The organism is Streptosporangium sp. NPDC002721, from assembly GCF_042888905.1.
In the GTDB taxonomy this organism is placed as follows: Bacteria; Actinomycetota; Actinomycetes; order Streptosporangiales; family Streptosporangiaceae; genus Streptosporangium.
Genome location: NZ_JBIAQI010000032.1, coordinates 16,195 through 33,948 on the forward strand (window position 1 = coordinate 16,195; position 17,754 = coordinate 33,948).

12 protein-coding genes and 4 tRNA genes are annotated in these 17,754 nt (G+C 72.3%); 10 read left to right on the top strand and 6 right to left on the bottom strand.

What is annotated here, in order from left to right:
- Positions 1-173 precede the first annotated feature (173 nt).
- The 3 genes from ACFYWM_RS36665 to ACFYWM_RS36675 are packed head-to-tail and all read left to right on the top strand — an operon-like array spanning position 174 to position 3,866.
- Positions 174-695, top strand: a complete 522-nt coding sequence (locus ACFYWM_RS36665) for a hypothetical protein (protein ID WP_389923768.1) — start codon at positions 174-176, stop codon at positions 693-695.
- A gap of 1 nt (position 696) precedes the next feature.
- Positions 697-1,179 carry a hypothetical protein gene (locus ACFYWM_RS36670; protein WP_389923771.1) on the top strand — a complete coding sequence of 161 codons (483 nt, stop codon included), beginning with the start codon at positions 697-699 and terminating at the stop codon, positions 1,177-1,179.
- Complete coding sequence (locus tag ACFYWM_RS36675; protein ID WP_389923774.1) at positions 1,176-3,866, top strand: M48 family metalloprotease; 2,691 nt, start codon at positions 1,176-1,178, stop codon at positions 3,864-3,866. Before ACFYWM_RS36670 ends, ACFYWM_RS36675 begins: the two co-directional genes overlap by 4 nt.
- 185 nt (positions 3,867-4,051) lie before the next feature.
- Here ACFYWM_RS36675 and ACFYWM_RS36680 read toward each other — a convergent pair.
- The 3 genes from ACFYWM_RS36680 to ACFYWM_RS36690 all read right to left on the bottom strand — a co-directional run bounded on the left by ACFYWM_RS36680 (position 4,052) and on the right by ACFYWM_RS36690 (position 4,310).
- Positions 4,052-4,126, bottom strand: a tRNA-Val gene (locus ACFYWM_RS36680).
- 14 nt (positions 4,127-4,140) lie between these two features.
- A tRNA-Cys gene (locus ACFYWM_RS36685) sits at positions 4,141-4,211 on the bottom strand.
- A gap of 27 nt (positions 4,212-4,238) precedes the next feature.
- Positions 4,239-4,310, bottom strand: a tRNA-Gly gene (locus ACFYWM_RS36690).
- 152 nt (positions 4,311-4,462) lie between these two features.
- On the opposite strand from ACFYWM_RS36690, the gene hutH reads away from it, so the two are divergent.
- Entirely contained in the window at positions 4,463-6,010 is a 1,548-nt protein-coding gene (gene hutH / locus ACFYWM_RS36695; RefSeq protein ID WP_389923777.1) for a histidine ammonia-lyase, read from the top strand.
- On the opposite strand, the gene ACFYWM_RS36700 is transcribed toward hutH, so the two are convergent.
- Positions 6,005-7,435 (bottom strand): NAD(P)-binding domain-containing protein, encoded by a 1,431-nt coding sequence (locus tag ACFYWM_RS36700; RefSeq protein ID WP_389923779.1) that lies wholly within the window; start codon positions 7,433-7,435, stop codon positions 6,005-6,007. The genes hutH and ACFYWM_RS36700 overlap by 6 nt on opposite strands.
- 58 nt (positions 7,436-7,493) lie before the next feature.
- On the opposite strand from ACFYWM_RS36700, the gene ACFYWM_RS36705 reads away from it, so the two are divergent.
- Genes ACFYWM_RS36705 through ACFYWM_RS36715 form a run of 3 tightly spaced genes read left to right on the top strand, consistent with a single transcriptional unit; the run spans position 7,494 to position 10,250 of the window.
- Entirely contained in the window at positions 7,494-8,399 is a 906-nt protein-coding gene (locus tag ACFYWM_RS36705; RefSeq protein WP_389923782.1) for a LysR family transcriptional regulator, read from the top strand.
- A 4-nt stretch (positions 8,400-8,403) separates the two neighbouring features.
- Positions 8,404-9,423 (top strand): chorismate-binding protein, encoded by a 1,020-nt coding sequence (locus tag ACFYWM_RS36710; RefSeq protein ID WP_389923785.1) that lies wholly within the window; start codon positions 8,404-8,406, stop codon positions 9,421-9,423.
- Entirely contained in the window at positions 9,420-10,250 is an 831-nt protein-coding gene (locus ACFYWM_RS36715; RefSeq protein ID WP_389923788.1) for an aminotransferase class IV, read from the top strand. Before ACFYWM_RS36710 ends, ACFYWM_RS36715 begins: the two co-directional genes overlap by 4 nt.
- A 67-nt stretch (positions 10,251-10,317) precedes the next feature.
- On the opposite strand, the gene ACFYWM_RS36720 is transcribed toward ACFYWM_RS36715, so the two are convergent.
- Positions 10,318-11,724, bottom strand: coding sequence for an LVIVD repeat-containing protein (locus ACFYWM_RS36720; RefSeq protein ID WP_389923791.1), 1,407 nt, complete (start codon positions 11,722-11,724; stop codon positions 10,318-10,320).
- Between the two features lie 70 nt (positions 11,725-11,794).
- On the opposite strand from ACFYWM_RS36720, the gene ACFYWM_RS36725 reads away from it, so the two are divergent.
- Positions 11,795-12,427 carry a DUF305 domain-containing protein gene (locus ACFYWM_RS36725; RefSeq protein ID WP_389923794.1) on the top strand — a complete coding sequence of 211 codons (633 nt, stop codon included), beginning with the start codon at positions 11,795-11,797 and terminating at the stop codon, positions 12,425-12,427.
- A 136-nt stretch (positions 12,428-12,563) separates the two neighbouring features.
- Here ACFYWM_RS36725 and ACFYWM_RS36730 read toward each other — a convergent pair whose 3' ends face one another.
- Positions 12,564-12,980 (bottom strand): SsgA family sporulation/cell division regulator, encoded by a 417-nt coding sequence (locus ACFYWM_RS36730; RefSeq protein ID WP_184547867.1) that lies wholly within the window; start codon positions 12,978-12,980, stop codon positions 12,564-12,566.
- A gap of 470 nt (positions 12,981-13,450) precedes the next feature.
- Here ACFYWM_RS36730 and ACFYWM_RS36735 point away from each other — a divergent pair.
- Positions 13,451-13,522, top strand: a tRNA-Val gene (locus ACFYWM_RS36735).
- A 460-nt stretch (positions 13,523-13,982) separates the two neighbouring features.
- The gene (locus tag ACFYWM_RS36740) at positions 13,983-16,859 is read left to right on the top strand and encodes an AAA family ATPase (protein ID WP_389923797.1); all 2,877 of its coding nucleotides are present in this window, start codon (positions 13,983-13,985) and stop codon (positions 16,857-16,859) included.
- The last annotated feature ends 895 nt before the right edge of the window (positions 16,860-17,754 follow it).

Consider the following 17,754-nt stretch of genomic DNA (forward strand, 5'->3'; position numbering starts at 1 on the left):
TTGCTGGATTTCTTGTACGTTGATGGCAACTATAAGAGGGGGGAAGGCGAATGGCCTTACCTTCGCTACGGGCGGTTGTCGCCGCGGTAACCGTCGCGGTCGCGGTGGGGGTGCCGGCACCCGCCGCCGCGGCGGATGACATCAACCAGGACATCCGTAGCGCCGTATTCGTTGTGAATTCTTACTGGAAGTCCCATTGGTCGGAGTTCTTTCCCGGCCGCTATTTCCCGCCGCGGATTCTCGGCGGCTACGACTTCGGCCGTCCTGGAGCTCCAACATGTCAGGGGTGGCGCATCCCCGACGACGACGCCGTCTACTGCCCGTTCCCCGCCGACTTCATCACCTGGGACGTCGATCTCATGCGGGCCGGGTACCGACAGGGCGACGCGTGGGTCTACCTGATCATCGCCCACGAATGGGGCCACGCCGTGCAGGCCCGTATGCCCGGCCGTCACGTCGCGGTCGCCGCCGAGCTGCAGGCCGACTGCCTGGCGGGAGCGGCGCTCCAGGGCGCCGTCGAGGACGGGCTCCTCGACGTGGAGGAGGGCGACGCGGACGAGATCAGGGCCGGGCTGCACGCCGTAGGTGGAACGGTCCCGTGGACCAGGCCAGGTGACCACGGCAGCAAACAGGAGCGGATGTCGGCCTTCCACCGCGGGGCGAACCGCGGGGTTCCCGGGTGCCTGAGGAGATGAGATGAGCGACGTGACGAACGCCCGGCAGGGATCCCGGCGCTTCGACGACATCGCACGCGCGATGGTCGAGGAGGTCTCGCCCGACGAGGCCAGGGTGTATCCGGCCGTCGCGGCGGCCGTACGGCGTGACCCGCGCCGCGTGCTCGGTCCCGGGCGCGACGACGCCCTCGGGTTCGGGCTGGCCGAGGCGGCGACCCTGATCGCGCCCATTGTGATCACGATTCTCAGCGACGTGGTCACCAACTCCCTGACCAACGCCACCGAGCGGCAGGCGAGCAGGTGGTGGCAACGCTGGCGCGGGCGTGGCGGGAAGAAGCGCGAGCAGGTGGCGGCGGGGGAGGCCGAAGTGCCCGTACTGCGGCCGGAAGCGGCCGAGGCGGTCGGCAAGGAACTGGAACGTCTCGCTCTCGACCTCAAGGTGGACCCCGACGTGGCGCTGCGACTGCGGCAGAGCATGTACGGCTACCTGTCAGGCCAGCGGTGAGCCCTCCGCTCGCCTCCCCCGCCGACGACCGCGATCGCACCAACAATCTCGACGACAACCGCACCGACGACCGCGCCGACGACCGCACCGACGACCGCGCCGACGACGGCACCGACGACCGTGCCGGTGCCCCAGCCGATGGTCGTACCGACAACCCCACCGACGACCCCACCGACGACCCCACCGACGACCCCACCGACGACCCCACCGACGACCGCGCCGACGACCGCGCCCTGGTCCTCGCCCTTCCCTCCGCCGTCACCTCGCGCTTCGCCGTGCTCGTCCTGACCACGCTGGCCGGCTCCTACCACCTGAGCCTGCTCCTGTACGGCTTCTGGCTCCAGATCGTCGGCGCGGCCTCGGAGCACGTACGGCAGGACTCCTGCCTCCGGGAGGCGCGCGCGGGGGCCGCGACCACGGACCCCTTCCTGCTGACCGATCGCTACCGCTCCTGCGTCCTGGGCGTCACCACCCGCGAGACCCTGACCGTCCTCGCGATGACCACGGTGCCGTTGCTGGTCGCCCTGCTGCTCTATCTCCTGCACCCCCGGTGGCGTGAGTGGGGACGGCGCCCGAGGCCGCTGGAAGAGCTCGACCATGACGCCGGCGCGCCCCTGGCCGCCCTCGTGGCGGAAAGGGGCCGCCGGGTGCGGGTGTTCGTCGACGAGAACGACCTCGGCACGGGCGCGTCGATCTACGGCTTCCCGGGCCGTTACCGCCTGATGGTCGGCTTGGAGCTCGTGGTGACCGCCACCACCAGGCCGGACCGGGCCCGGGTGGTCCTCCGCCACGAGTTCGCCCATCTCGACAATCGGGACGTGGGCCTGACGTATCTCGCCGTGTCGCTGTGGTGGGCGTTCGTCGGCACGATGGTCGTCCCGGTCCTGGTCGTCACCGCCCTGCCCGACCCGCGGAGCCTGCTGCTCGTGACGCTTCAGGTCGCGGCGCTGGTCGCCGTACAGTGGCTCGCCCGCAGGGCGGTGTTGCGCGGCCGCGAGCACTACGCCGACGTGCGTTCGGCCGCCACCGCCGAGGACACCGAGTCGGCTGTCGCGGTGTTGCGGACACTGAGGACGAAGTCTCCCTGGCTGTCGAACCACCCCCTCCAGCGGGAGCGCGTCAAGGTGGTGCGCGCCCCCCGCCTGCTGCTGCGCCTGGCCCTCGGGGAGCTCTTCGCCGCGGGGCTGCTCGTGGGGATCGCGTTCAGCCCTCTTCTGCAGGCCGTCAACCAGCTCGGCTCCCAGGTCACGCCCGAGATGCGCTCCAACGCCATCGGCCTGGTGTTCGGTGTGGTGCTGGGGGCCATCGTGGCCGCCGTGATCTGCCGGGCCGTCGCGGGGGGAGCGGCACGAGCGCCGTGGCGGGCGGCGGGATGCGTGACCGGGGGCATGCTGGCGGGACAGGTGCTGACCGTGACGGCACCCGGGGCCTCTCCCTGGACCGTCCTGCTGCCCGATCCGTGGCTCGCCCTGGCCCTGGCGCTGATCCTGCTGGTGACGACGCGGGTCCACATCGGCTGGGTCACGGCTTGCGCCGCCGCGGCCCGCCCGGCCTCCCCCCGGCGCCGGGCCCTGATCACGATGGCGCTCTCGGCCCTGGTCGTGGGGCCCTGGCTGGGCCACTGGTTCATGTCCCTGTGGGTCATCAACCTGAGCGAGCTGAGCTGGACGTACACGTCGTTCATGGTCTGGACCGGGACGAGCTCGGCGCCGATGTTGCTCGGCGTCGTGCTGGCCGCGGCCTACCTCTTCTGGGCGGAGCCGCGGCACGTGCCGGCCGGGGCCTTCCCGCCCCCCTGGTTCGTGACGGTCCTGGCCTGCGCCGCCTTCCTCGCCGGCGGGCTCTGGTTGCACCCGGTGCTGGCCGGGGCCCGCGAGACCTCCCTGGCCCACGAGACCCTCTCCGGGTACGTGCTGCTGGGGGCGGCGGTGTCGTTCCTCGTCCTGGCGGCGTCGGTCATCGGAGCCGTCACGGGCGGCCGTGGCCGGACGGCGCGGGCGGTGGCCCACGCGGTCATCGCGTTGCTGGCCGCCTGCGCGCCGATGGTCCTGATCGCCCTCCTCCATTCCTCCGTGGCCACCTGCGGATGGAGTGCCCCCCTCGGATGCGCCGTTCAGGAGGGTTCCTTCCCGGTGGCCTTCCGCGGCTACGCGGTCGCGCTGCTGGGGCCGGCTCTCCTGCTGGCCATGCCGGCGGCGGCCGCGGGGAGCGGGATCCGGCGCCTGGTCTCCGGCCGTCGTACGGTGGCCGTCGAGTCCGGGCCCCGGTCCAGAACGGTCGTGGGCCCGGGAGCCGTGGGCGCTCTCGTCGTCACGCTGGCCGTGATCTGGAACTGGTCGCCGAGGCTGACGGACGGCGACTGGCGGATCCGGCCCCCGTCGGATCCCGGCCTGCTGACCCCGGTGGAGGCGGGGAGCGTCGAGACGGTCGCGGCGTGCCGGGAGATCGGCAAGGCCTATCTGGCCCCCGCCGTCACGCTGGCCGTCGACGTGACCGCGTCGCCGAACCTCCACATGCGCCTCTTCCGCACCGCGGCCGCGGCCGACGATCCGGTGCTGTACGCGATGGCCTGGGCCGGCGTCGGTTCGTTCGACCGGGCGTCCGGGCGCGGAGTGGTGGAGGCGGGCAAGCAGATCCAGCACTACTGCGCCCTGCGCCTGCTGGAGGAGGAGGCCGCGGGCGGCTAGCCCGCCGTCCGGGAGATCGGCGAGGCCGGGTCCGGCTCCGGCGCGACCCGGAGATCACACGAGGCGCGAGAGCGACGAACGCGACCCCACGGGAAAGGCCCGCCCGAGGGGGCTCCCGCGACCCTCCAAGATCGGAAAAGGGCCCCGGAGAGAACTCCGAGACCCTGCTCTGACCCGCGAAAATCTGGTGGACGATACAGGGATTGAACCTGTGACCTCTTCCGTGTCAGGGAAGCGCTCTCCCGCTGAGCTAATCGTCCTCGCTGAAAACCAGAGGTGGAGACGGGATTTGAACCCGTGTAGACGGCTTTGCAGGCCGTTGCCTCGCCTCTCGGCCACTCCACCGAGTGGGGGGCTGACGCCCCTTTTCCGAGCGGAAGACGGGATTCGAACCCGCGACCCTCACCTTGGCAAGGTGATGCTCTACCACTGAGCCACTTCCGCGTGTCTCCGGGACCGGCCCGGACTCACGATGAGAACTCTAGCGAATACCCGGCGACTCCCCAAACCGAATACGACCGGTATCTTGAGATGTAAGGAGCCAGCAATGGTTTCACCAGTTACCACGACTCACCCTACGCGAGAGAGTTGACAGCATGCGCGACAACGAGGTCGTGAACATCGGGCCGGAGCCGCTGAGCTTCGAGGAGGTCGTCAGGGTCGCCAGGCACGGCGCCCCCGTGCGCCTCGGCGACGACGCCGTGGCCGCCATGGCGGCCGCCCGCACCCGCGTGGACGAGCTGGCCGAGAGCCCCACCCCCGCCTACGGCGTCTCCACCGGGTTCGGCGCCCTGGCCACCCGCCACATCGACCCCTCGCTCCGCGCCCAGCTGCAACGATCCCTCGTACGCTCCCACGCGGCCGGGTCCGGCCCCGAGGTCGAGATCGAGGTCACCCGGGCGATGATGCTGCTGCGCCTGCACACCCTGGCCACCGGCCACACCGGCGTCCGCCCGAAGACGGCCAAGGTGCTGGAGAGCCTGCTCAACGCGCGGATCACCCCCGTCGTGCACGAGTACGGAAGCCTCGGCTGCTCCGGCGACCTCGCGCCGCTCTCCCACGTGGCCCTCACGATCATGGGCGAGGGCGTCGTCCGCGACGCCGCGGGGGAGCGGGCCGACGCCGCGGAGGCGCTCAAGCAGGCCGGCATCGAGCCCGTGGAACTGGTGGCCAAGGAGGGGCTCGCGCTCATCAACGGCACCGACGGCATGCTCGGCATGCTCATCCTGGCCATGGACGACCTCGCCCGCCTGTTCAGGACCGCCGACGTGAGCGCGGCCATGAGCGTGGAGGCGCTCCTCGGCACCGACCGCGTCTTCGCCGCCGACCTGCAGGCCCTGCGCCCGCACCCCGGGCAGGCGGCCAGCGCCGCCAACCTCAGGGCCCTGCTCGGCGGCTCGCAGATCATGGAGTCCCACCGGGACGGCACCTGCACCCGCGTCCAGGACGCGTACTCCCTCAGGTGCGCCCCGCAGGTCGCCGGGGCCGCCCGCGACACCCTGGCGCACGCCGCCCTGGTCGCCGGGCGGGAACTGGCCTCCGCGATCGACAACCCGGTGGTCCTGGCCGACGGCCGGGTGGAGTCCAACGGCAACTTCCACGGGGCCCCCGTCGGCTACGTGCTCGACTTCCTGGCCATCGCGGTCGCCGACATGGCGAGCATCTCCGAGCGCCGCACCGACCGCATGCTGGACGTGGCCCGCAGCCACGGCCTGCCCGCCTTCCTCGCGGACGACCCCGGCGTCGACTCCGGCCACATGATCGCCCAGTACACCCAGGCGGCGGTGGTGTCCGAGCTCAAGCGCCTGGCCGCGCCCGCGAGCGTCGACTCCATCCCGAGCTCCGCCATGCAGGAGGACCACGTCTCCATGGGCTGGTCGGCCGCGCGCAAGCTGCGCCGCTCGGTGGACGGCCTCACCCGGGTGCTCGCGGTGGAGGTCCTCACCGCCGCGCGGGCCCTGGACCTGCGCGCCCCGCTGCGCCCCGCCCCGGCGACCGGGGCCGTGGTGGCCGCCCTGCGCGAGTCGGTCCCCGGTCCCGGCCCCGACCGCTTCCTCGCGCCGGAGATCGAGACGGTGGTCCAGCTCGTCGCGGCCAACGCGGTCGTCGCCGCCGCCGAGACGGTCACCGGCCCCCTGTCATAGGGCCCGGCCCTCGGGGAGGGCGGCGATCACCTCCACCTCGATGAGCAGCCCCGGCCGGAACAGCCGCGAGACCTCCACGGTCGTGCTGGCCGGGGGTTCACCGGTGATGAAGCGCTCGCGCACGGCCCCGTACTCGCGCAGCCGCGACATGTCGGTGAGGTGGCTCCGGATGTGGGTCACGTCGTCGAACGTGCAGCCCTGGTCGGCGAGGACGCGTGACAGCAGGTCCATCACGTATTCGGACTGGCGTGTCATGTCCCCCTCGCCGACCACCCTCCCCTCCCCGTCCAGCGCCACCTGCCCCGAGACGAACAGCAGGCCCCCGGCCCTGGTGGCGTGGGAGTAGAGCCCGTTGGTGGCGGGAACCGTGGCCGGGTTCAGCCTCTCCACCCCGCCATGGCCTTTCACCCCGCCAAGACCCCCCACTGGCCCCGAAGAGCCCGCCCGGCCCACCTCGCTCGCCGGATCCACCGCGCTCACCCGACTCGCTTCGCCCACCTCGCCCGTCCGGCCCGCCCCGCTCGTCCGGTTCGCCCCGCTCGTCCGGTCCGCCCCGCTCGTCCGGTCCGCCCCGCTCGCCCGGCCCGCCTCGCCCGTCCGGTCCGCCCCTGCGGGACCGGTCGTGGCGACGTGCGCGAAGATCGCCGTGAGGTCCGCCCCGCCGAGCCCGGCCGCCACCGCGTCCGCCAGCCTGGCCCCGGCCGCGGCGGCGAGCGTCCGGGTCCCGTGCGCGGCCAGATCCATGTCCTTGGCCGCGAGGCCGAGGGCGTAGCGCGTCTCGTACGGGCGGCCCTCGACGGCCGGGCGGACCCGTTCGACGAGAGCCCCCAGGGGCGTGCCGCCGAGCACGTCCAGCAGGACCGCGGTGTCCACCCCGGTCGCCCCCGCGTGCGCGACGGTCTCGGCGAGCAGCACCTGGGCGGGAACCAGCGCGCTCATGACGGCGAGCTTCATCGCCGCGCCCGCGCCGGGGCCGCCGACCTCGATCACCCGGCCGAACACCTCCAGCACCCTCCGGCAGCGGGCCAGGTCTCCGGGCAGGCCCCCGGCCAGCACCGTCAGGGTGCCGTCCCCGGCCGGTTCCACGCTGCCCAGCACCGGCGCGTCGACCAGCCCCACCCCCGGGGGAAGCAGGTCGCGCAGCCCGGCCACCGCCTCGGGCCCGATCGTCGACATCTCCGCGACGACCGCCCCGGGCCGCAGCCCCGGGGCCGCGTCCGCGAGCACCCGCCGCACCGCCGCGGGGTCGGCGAGCATCGTGACGACCAGTTCCGCGCCCGCCACGGCCTCGGCGGGCGAGGCCGCCGAGGCGGCCCCCTCGATCGCGCGAGGGGTACGGTTCCACGTCGTCACCGCGTACCCGGCCGCCACGAGCCGCCGGGCCATCGGGGCGCCCATGCGCCCCAGACCGAGAAAGGAGATCATGCGCTCCACGTTACGAACCGGCGAGGCATTCCACTAGCGACTAGATTGCATGTAAGCCATGCGAGGGAGGAATGTGTTCGACGTCGAGGCGCTGCGCCTGCTGGACACCGTGGCCCGCACCGGGTCGTTCACCGCGGCCGCCGCGCGGCTCAACTACACCCAGTCGGCCGTGTCCCGCCGCATCGCCGCGCTCGAACACCGGGCGGGCGGGCCGCTGTTCGAGCGGCTGCCGCGCGGGGTGCGGCTCACGCCCGCCGGTGAGGCGCTGCACCACCACGCCCGGGTCGTCCTGAACCGGCTGACCAGGGCGGAGGAGGAGCTGGCCGGGATCCACGGTGGCTACCGGGGGCGGCTGCGGGTGGGGGCGTTCGCCACCGCCAACGTCGCGCTCGTGCCGGGCGCCCTGCGCGCGTTCCGCGCGGACTTCCCCGAGGTCGAGCTCGTCCCGATCGAGGGGCCCAGCGGGAGCCTGCTGCGCCGCATGCGCGAGGGCGGCCTGGACGTCGCGGTGGTCAGCGACTACCCCTCCGAGCTGCCCCGAGAGGCGGAGGAGGTGGAGATGGTCGAGCTGGCCGACGACGAGCTGTTCGTCGCGCTGCCCCGCGACCACCGGCTGGCGGCGGAGGAGATCGTCGACCTGCGCGAGCTGCGGGAGGAGACCTGGATCGAGGCGCCCCCGCCGGGGCGGGCCACCGCGCTCGCCTCGGCCTGCGCCCGCGCCGGGTTCGCGCCCCGAGCCACGGTGAGGATCGGCGAGTGGACGGGCAAGTTCGGGTTCGTCGCGGCCGGGCTCGGCGTCACGCTCGTGCCCGCCATCGCCGCCTACGCCGTACCGGCCGATCTGGTGCTCCGCTCCCTCGGCGACCTCGCCCCCCGCAGGACCGTCTACGCGGCCCTGCCACCCGCCCCGCTGCCCGCCGCCCGCACCCTGGTACGGCTGCTGGCCGGGCGAGCGGGACAATAGGGCGGTGCATGACTCTTTTGCGCATGTCACCGGATATCTGGCCACCGGCCTCCGGGACCTCACCACCGACCTCGCCGCGCTGGACGGCGAGGGATGGTGGGCCGTCGTGGTCGACTACGAGGGCAAGGTGACGTGCGCCAGGTTCGGCGACGTCCGCCGGGCCCCGCTGCCCGCGCCGCGCGGCCCCTGGCGCGGGCCACACCCGTCGTCGTGGCACAGCTCCCTCGACCGGGCGGCGTACGAGGAGGGCGTGCGGCGCGTCCGCGCCCACATCGAGCGGGGCGAGGTCTACCAGGCCAACCTGTGCCGGGTGCTGAGCGCTCCGCTCCCCGCCGGCCGGGCGCCGGACCCCCTGGCCCTGGCCGCGCGGCTGGCGGAGGGAAACCCGGCCCCCTACGCCGCCACGGTGAGCCTGCCCGGCCTGAGCGTGGTGTCGGCCTCCCCGGAGCTCTACCTGTCCAGGGACGGCGACGTGATCGAGTCCAGGCCGATCAAGGGGACCGGGGTCACCGCGGCGGACCTGCTGGAGAAGGACTACGCGGAGAACGTGATGATCGTCGACCTCGTCCGCAACGACCTGGGCAGGGTCGCCGCGGTCGGCTCGGTGAGCGTGCCCGCCCTGTGCGAGGTGGAGGAGCACCCCGGTCTCGTGCACCTGGTCTCCACGGTCCGGGCGCGGCTGGCGCCGGAGTACGGCTGGCCGGAGCTGTTCTCCGCGACCTTCCCGCCCGGCTCGGTCACCGGGGCCCCGAAGTCCTCGGCCCTGCGAATCATCGATGAGCTCGAACCCGAGCCGCGCGGGCCCTACTGTGGGACCGTGGGCTGGGTCGACGCCGACCGGGGGCGGGCGTCGCTGGCCGTGGGGATCCGCACGTTCTGGCTCATCTCCGGCGAGATCCGCTTCGGCACGGGCGCGGGCATAACCTGGGGTAGCGATCCGCGACGCGAGTGGGACGAGACCGAGCTGAAGGCCTCCCGGCTCATCGCGCTGGCATCAACATCAGGTTCAGAAGGAGTCGCATGAACGTACCTATATGGCTCAACGGTGCACTGATCTCTCCGGATCAGGCCGTCGTCTCGGTCTTCGATCACGGCCTGATGGTCGGTGACGGGGTGTTCGAGACCATCAAGTGCGTGAACGGCGCCACGTTCGCGCTCACCCGCCATCTCGACCGGCTCACGCTCTCGGCGCGGCGGATGGACCTGCCCGACCCCGACGTGGAGGCGATCGCCGACGGGATCCGCGCCTGCCTGGCCGAGGCCCCGCCGTGGAGGCTCGGCCGCGTCCGCGTCACCTACACCAGCGGCCCTGGGCCGCTCGGCTCCGACCGGGGCGACCAGGGCTGCACGACCGTGGTGATCGTCGACGAGCAGAAGGCGTTCCCGGCCACCGCCGACGTCGCCGTGGTGCCCTGGCCGCGCAACGAGCGCGGCGCGCTCGCCGGGGTGAAGAGCACCTCCTACGGCGACAACGCCAAGGCCCTCTTCCACGCCAAGGCCAGGGGCGGCGGTGAGGCGATCTTCGAGAACCTCGCGGGGAACCTCTGCGAGGGCACCGGCAGCAACATCTTCGTCGTACGCGAGGGGCGGCTGCTCACCCCCACGCTCGCCTCGGGCTGCCTGGCCGGGGTCACCCGCGCGCTCGCCCTGGAGTGGTGCGGGGGGATCGAGGAGGACGTCCCGCTCTCGGCCCTGTACGAGGCCGAGGAGGCGTTCCTGACCTCCACCACCCGTGACATCCAGCCGATCCGCGCGGTCGATCAGACCGTGCTGCCCGCCGCGCCCGGCCCGATCACCGCCAAGGCCATGCAGATCTTCGCCGAGCGCTCCGCCGCCGACATCGATCCCTGAGCCCGGCTCCGCGTTCCCGGTTCCGGTGGGGGAGTCCCCCACCGGAACCGGGAACCGGACGGGCGATCTAGTAGGACACCTGGGTCTGCGCGTTCAGCTCCTCGATCCTGACCTTCGCCGCCGGATCGGTCAGCGGGTCGTCGATGCGGAGCACGTCCAGGCCCTTGGTGATGTCACTCGAGTAGATGTGGCCGTTGTAGTAGTACGCCGACCAGGAGCCGCCGACGCCCTGCACCGGGCCACGCTCGAAGAAGCCGATCTCCCGGGGCTTGGTCGCGTCGGTGAAGTCCCAGACGGACACCCCGCCCTGGTACCACGACTGGACCATGATGTCCTTGCCCGGCACCGGCAGCAGCGATCCGTTGTGCGCGACGCAGTTCTCGTCGGACGCCTGCTCCCTCGGGATCTTGAAGTAGCCGCGCAGCGTGAGCCTGCGGTCCTTGCTCAGGTCGTACACGGCGTTGGCGCCCTTGGTCTTCGGGGTGTTGGCGTCGCAGGTCGCGCTCACGCCGCCGCCCAGCTCGTCCCCGAAAACGATCTTGGTGGCGTCGTTGTTGAACGTCGCCGAGTGCCAGATGGCGAAGTTCTCCTTGTCGCTCACGTGCTGGAGGACCTTGGGGTTGACCCGGTCGGAGATGTCCATCAGGATCCCGTCGCCGAAGCAGGCGGCGGCGGCGAGGTCCTTCTCCGGATAGACCGTGAGGTCGTGGCAGCCGCCGATGGCGCCCTCGACGGCCTTCTCCGAGAGCGCCGGCGTGGAGACCACCTTGGCGGTCTTCGGCGCCTTGACGGGCACCTCGACCACGGAGATCTTGTTGTGCGGGGGCGGGCAGGTCGCCGTGCCGGGCTCGGGGCCGGGGGAGGAGATGTAGAGGTAGACCTTGTCCGGGCTCTTGCCGGGGACGAGGGTGTGGGTGTGCGAGCCGCAGTCGGTCTCGACCGCCGAGACGAAGACGGGATGGGTCTTGTCCGTGATGTCGAAGATCCGGATGCCCTCCCAGGCGTCCGACTCCGGCTCGCCGCGCTGGGCGTCGCACTCCGGGCCGACCCGGGCGGAGTCGATCGACAGGAACAGCAGGTTCCCGCTCACCGAGATGTCGTTCTGCTCGCCGGGGCACAGGACCTGGGCGGCGATCCCGGGGTTCGCCGGGTCGGAGATGTCGAAGACGCTGAAACCGTCGAAGTTGCCGACGAACGCGTAGTCACCCTGGAAGGCCAGGTCGGTGCCCCACGACTGGGGCCCGTCGAGCGGGGCCCTGGGGGGCACGTTGGCCAGGTGCGTGATGTTGTCGCTGTGCGTCCCGTCCCCCGTGATCCCGGGAGCGGGGGTCTGCGCCGCCTGCTCCGAGGCGCTCGGGCTCTCCGCCGGGGTGGCCGGGGTGGGCGCGGCCGCCGAGGACGGTGGCGCGGCCGAGGGGGCCGGATCCGCCCCGCACCCTGCCACGAGAAGTAACGCGGCCAGGACGAATGCCACGGTCGGTCGCACGGTGCCCCCATTACGTCGGTCCACTTGCCCCATTATTGAAGCTATGCGGAGGATGCGTGTGCCGAGTCAGGGTATCGCGGTGATCATGATGGCAGCGGTCCTCGCCGGATGCGCGGGGGCCGGATCGGAGCGGTCCACCCCGCTCGTCGCCGAGTCGGGCGCGCCCGTGATCATCCCCGGCGGCCCGGGGGAGACCGGCCGTACGGCGAGGCCCGGCGAGAACCTCGGGGAGTCGGAGGCGCGCGTCACCGCGGCCGACGTGAGGTTCGCCGAGGGCATGATCCCGCACCACCGGCAGGCGCTGGAGATGGCGGCCCTGGTGCCGGACCGGTCGTCCTCGCCGGTCCTGCGCAGGCTCGCCGAGCGGATCACCGCGGCGCAGCGGCCGGAGATCGCGGCCATGACCTCGTGGTTGAAGGCGGCCGGACGCCCGGCGGGCGAGCACGGCGGTCATGACGACCACGCCCTGCCGCTGGAGGACATGAACCGGCTCAGGGCGGCCAGGGGGACGGCCTTCGACACCCTCTTCCTGAACCTCATGATCACCCATCACGAGGCGGCGGTGACGATGGCCGGGCTCCAGCTGCGCGAGGGCGGCGACCGGATCATGCTGGCCACCGCCAAGGACGTCGTCTCCGGGCAGGGGATCGAGATCGCCCGGATGCGGGACCTGCTCAAACCGGGGGCGTAGCCCGCCGGCCCGGCCGGGAGAGCGTCGGCGGACCCCGGCGGGGCGGCAGGGAAGCCGTCACCACGGACCCCGGCGACCCGGCAGGGAGACCGTCACGCGGCCCCCGGCGGCCCGGGGCCCGGTTGGGCGGGGTCTGTCAGGAGCTCCAGAGCATGTTGCTGAGCTCGGCGTCCAGATCCATGAAGTCGGTCTCGCGACCGGCGGGGACGAGCTCGTACGTCCGGTGCAGGAACTCCGTGAGCGGGGCCAGGGGCACCTCGAAGAGGGCCTGCCCGAACGGCGACGTGAGGCTTATGTGCAACGTGCGCTCGCCGTCGGCGCGCGCCGGCCACACCTGCACGTCCCCGTCGCCGACCCGCCGCACGATGCCGACCGTGAGCAGCTCGCGAGCGAAGATCCACTCGACCGGCTCGTCGTTCCCCACGTGGAAGGCCATCCTGATCGCGTACGGATCACCCGCCGTGTAGCTGAGCCCGGCGAGCAGGGGGACGGTGGTACGGTCGGGGACCACAAGCCGAAGGCCTAGCTCGGCAGAGACGGTGGCGCTGTTCATCGTCAGCCAAACCTTTTTCGTCGTCGGTCCCCTCTGCGGGGCTTTCACTGCTCACTGCTCCGAAACGGCTTCGTTCCTCGCGGGCTACCACGCGGAACAAAGAAACCTGTAGGAAAGATTCCGCCTCCACGCCCTTCTGTAACACACATCACAGCGCGACATTTGGGCATCTACCTGGCTAAACATCACCAACAGGGCCGTATTTGCAAGGGTTTTGCGTCTCGTTTTGGTCACCGTCGACTCCCCGGCGGGGCGTCTCGGGTGATTCGGGTCGAGCGCGGGTCGTTCGGTGCTTCTACGGATCAGGACGATGCTATGACACCGTAGCCCCCCGCCGGATGCATCCTCGGACCTTTGCCTCCCGACTGTGTCGTCTTCCAAGATCATTTCATTGGTGGATACCGCTTCGCGAGCACTCCCGGATTGCTGTATGGTTTTCCACGTCGGCACCGTGAGGGGCCGCACAGGGCGGGCGATTAGCTCAGCGGGAGAGCGCTTCGTTCACACCGAAGAGGTCACTGGTTCGATCCCAGTATCGCCCACACTAGCAAGTCGCAGGTCAGAGCCTCCTGGTTGACGCCAACCAGGGGGCTTTTTCCGTGATCGGGCACCTTGCGCGGCCGACGCCGCCGGGGGAGGAAAGATACGGCCGGGAAGACACCGCCGGGAAGACACGGCCGAGATGGCGCGGCCGGAAAGTCATGGCCGGGGCGCCGTGCCGCCCGCAGGGTGCGGACCGAGGCCCCGCCCTTTTCTCTCTCCGCGAAAACCCGTCCGGGCCGCCGCGGCGCCCTCGGGGCCGGCCCCGGACGCCCGATGATCCTCATATCCCCGGTCGAGGAGCGGCGGGCCCTCCCCGGAAGATCACGAAAAGCCCTCGGGCCCCTGGGCGGCCGCTCGGCAGGGAGGCCGGGCCGCGAAGGGGGAGAGCAAGGGGGAAAAGCCGGGAAGGCCCGTGGAAAGGGACGCCCGGCTGTCGGGGGCCGGTGGCATCCTGGGGGCGTGAGAGCCCACACGGTAAGCCCCCTGTTCGTCGGCCGCACCGACGAGCTCGCCATCCTGGAAGGCGCGCTCGCCAGGGCCCGTTCGGGGGCGGCCTCGACCGTGTTCGTGGGAGGCGAGGCCGGGGTCGGCAAGACCCGCCTCGTCCGCGAGTTCACCGAGCGCACCGGCGACGCCCTCGTCCTGGTCGGCGGGTGCCTGGAGCTGGGCACCGACGGCCTCCCCTTCGCCCCCTTCACCGCGGTCCTGCGCAGGCTCGCCCGCGACCTGGGCCACGACGGCGTCGCCGCGCTGCTGCCCGGCGGGGCGACGCGGGGGCTCGCCCGGCTGCTGCCGGAGTTCGGTGAGCCGGAGAGGGAGGGGGCCGAGGCGAGGTCCCGGCTCTTCGAGCAGGTCCTGAGCCTGCTGGAGCGGCTCGCCGAGACCCGGCCGACGATCCTGGTGATCGAGGACGCCCACTGGGCCGACCGCTCCACCCGCGACCTGCTGTCGTTCCTCGTCCGCTACCAGCGCTCCGACGTGCCCCTGCTGACCCTGGTCACCTACCGGGCCGACGAGCTGCACCGCACCCACCCCCTGCGCCCGCTGCTGGCCGAGCTGAGCCGGGTCGACTGGGTCACCCGGTTCGACCTGCGCAGGCTGAGCCGCCGGGAGGTGAGCCGGCAGGCCGCGAGCATCCTCGACGGCGAGCCGGTCGCCGACATCGACCTGGTCTACGCGCGCAGCGAGGGGAACCCGCTGTTCGTCGAGGCGCTGCTCAGTGGGGGCGAGGGCGAGACGCTGCCCGACTCGCTGCGCGACCTGCTGCTGGCCAGCGTCGAGCGCCTGCCGGAGGAGACCCAGGAGCTGATGAGGCTCGCCGCCGCGGGCGGGGCGAGGATCGAGCACGCGATGCTCTCGGCCGTCGCCGGGGCCGACGACGGCGAGCTCTCCCGCCTGCTGCGCCCGGCGGTGGCGGGCAACGTGCTCGTGGTCGACGGCGACACGTACGCCTTCAGGCACGCCCTGATCCGTGAGGCCGTCCACGACGACCTGCTGCCCGGCGAGCGCACCCGCCTGCACACCCGCTTCGCCGAGGCCCTGGAGGGCAACCCCGGCATCCTGCCCGAGCCCAGGGGGGCCATCGAGCTCGCCCACCACTGGCACGCCGCGCACAACCCCCTCTGGGCGCTGATCAGCGCGTGGCACGCGGCCGCGGCGGCGAGGAAGACCGCGGCCTACGACGAGCAGCTGCGCATGCTGACCCGGGTCCTCGAACTGTGGGAGGCGGTCCCCGACGCCGCCGAGCGGATCGAGACCGACCACGTCGGCGTGCTCCGGCAGGCCATCACCGTGGCGCACCTGGCGGGGGAGTTCGAGCGGGGCATCTCCCTGGCCAAGGCGGCCCTGCGGGAGATCGACACCACCACCGACCCGATCCGCGCGGCCCGCCTGCTGAGGCAGCGCGGGCTCGTCAGGTACGACCTCGGCAGGGCCGGATTCATCGAGGATCTCCGCACCGCCGTCGAGCTCGTCCCCGCCGAACCGCCTACCCCCCTGCGAGCCCGGGTCCTGGAGAACCTGGCGCGCATGCTCAGCCACCCCGGCGACTGGCCGGAGAAGGAGGCGCTGGCCGAGGAGGCGATGCGCATCGCCCACGAGGTCGGCGACGTCGACACCGAGGCCCACGCGCTCGTCACGCTCGTCTGGGCCAGGTGCCGATACTCCCGGATGGAGGAGCAGGTCGTCGCGTTCGCCGGGGCGCGGGAGCTCGCGGGCCGGGCCAGCACCTACAACGCGCTGATGCGGGCCGTCATCTCCGAGTCCGACGCCCTGGAGGGGGGCGGATGGCACGAGCGGGCCGCCGAGGTCGCCCGCGGCGGCATCGCCGACGCCGAGGCGTACGGCCTGGCCCGCACCTCCGGAGCCTTCCTGTCGATCAACCTGGTCGAGCCCCTGGTCTCACTCGGGCGGTGGGACGAGGCGTCCGAGGTGGTCGAGCGCACCCTGGAGGTCACCCCGCCCGCCCCCTACCGCGCGAGCCTGCAGGCCCTGGCCACCGACATCGCGCTCGCCCGCGGAGACCTCGACCGGGCCGACTCGCTCTTCCGGGCCTCGCGGGCCGTGTTCACCGGGGGCATCTACCGGGACCAGACGATCATGCCCCAGCTGCGCAGGGAGATCGAGCTGCTGGTGGCGCGCGGCAGGGGCGAGGAGGCGTCCGAGCTCGTCGAGCGCACCCTGGACGAGCAGGACCTGGAGGCCACCCCCCGCTACGTCTGGCCGCTCCTGCGCGCCTGCCTGCGAGCGGCCGTGCCTCCCCTCGCCCGGCTGCGGGCCGTCGCGGAGAAGATCGGGGTGGAGGGGGAGCTCCAGAGGGCGCACAGCCTCACCTTCGCGGCCGAGGCCGCCCAGGCGGAGGGGACGCTCGACCGGGCGGCGTGGGAGGCGGCCGCGACCGCCTGGGCCGGGCTCCGCCAGCCCTACGCCGAGGCCTGCGCCCTGCTCGGCGCGGCACGGGCCGCCGTCGAGGCGGGGGAGCGTGAGGAGGCCGCGCCGAGCCTGTCCCGGGCCGCGGAGCTCGCGGCGCGTGTCGGGGCGTCGCCGCTGACCGCCGAGATCGCCTCCCTGGCCAGGCGGGCTCGCGTCCCGCTCTCCGGTGAGCCCGTCCCCGCGGAGCCGGTCTCCGAGCGGGAGGGGCTCGGGCTCACCGCGCGCGAGCACGAGGTGCTGAGACTGGTGGCGGCGGGCCGCAGCAACCGCGAGATAGCGGGGGAGCTGTTCATCTCGGCGAAGACCGTCAGCGTGCACGTCTCCAACATCCTCGCCAAGTTGGGCGCCGCCTCGCGCGGCGAGGCCGCGGCGACGGCCCACCGGTTGCGCCTGTTCGAAGCCTGAAAAGCCACTCTGAAACCTGAAAAGCCACTCTGAGGGCTGAGACGTCACTTCGAGGGCTGAGCCGTCGCTCTGAGGGCTGAGGACGTCGCTCTAGGGGCGGCTGAGCGTCACTCTAAGGGCGGCTGAGCCGTCGCTCTGAGGGGCTGAGAGAGGTCACTCCGGGGGCTGCGACGTCACCGTGTCCCGTCCTGCTGTCCCCCGGGCCACATATTTCCAGCTGAACGGCGAGGAACAGCCCCCTGTCGCCGGCCTTCCGGGTTTCACGCCGATCCGCGCGCGTCCCCGGCCCTTCGACGTGCCGCCTTCCGAGCCGAACCCCTGCCGGACGGAGCGGCGAACCCCTTCCGCGTCCCGGCCCGCGGGGGGCTGGAAGGCCGACGGGGCAGGCGGATCGGCCCGATCGCACCCGGAGTCGCGCGGCGAAGTAAACCACCCTTCTCGACCCGTTGACGCGGCTGTAGCACGTATGTAACATTTGGCCAGCGCAATGCAAAAATATTGCAAAGTCCTGTCAAATTCTCTCTGTTCTCCGCAACTTACGGCAGTGATGTGCTGCGCCGGCACGTCCCTCCCACCCCTCCGGAGAGGCCCCAGGTGATGTCGTTCTCGGCATTGCGCGGTCGGTCGCCACCCTGGCGGTCCCGGTTGCGACACTCATCGCCCCCGCGCCGACGCTGACCGGTACGACCGTCACGGTCGTCATGACCCGTGCCCGGCAGAGCGTCCCGCGCCGCCGCGGCCGGTCGAGGGGCCGTGGTTCCGGACATCTCCCGTCCGGGCCCGTAGACGGACATCACCAGATCCGAACCAGATCCGACGTTCACCCATCGCTCGTCCCGCCGGTCACCTCCACAAGAAGGGCACCGGCGCACACGGCGACCAGCACCCCCCAGCG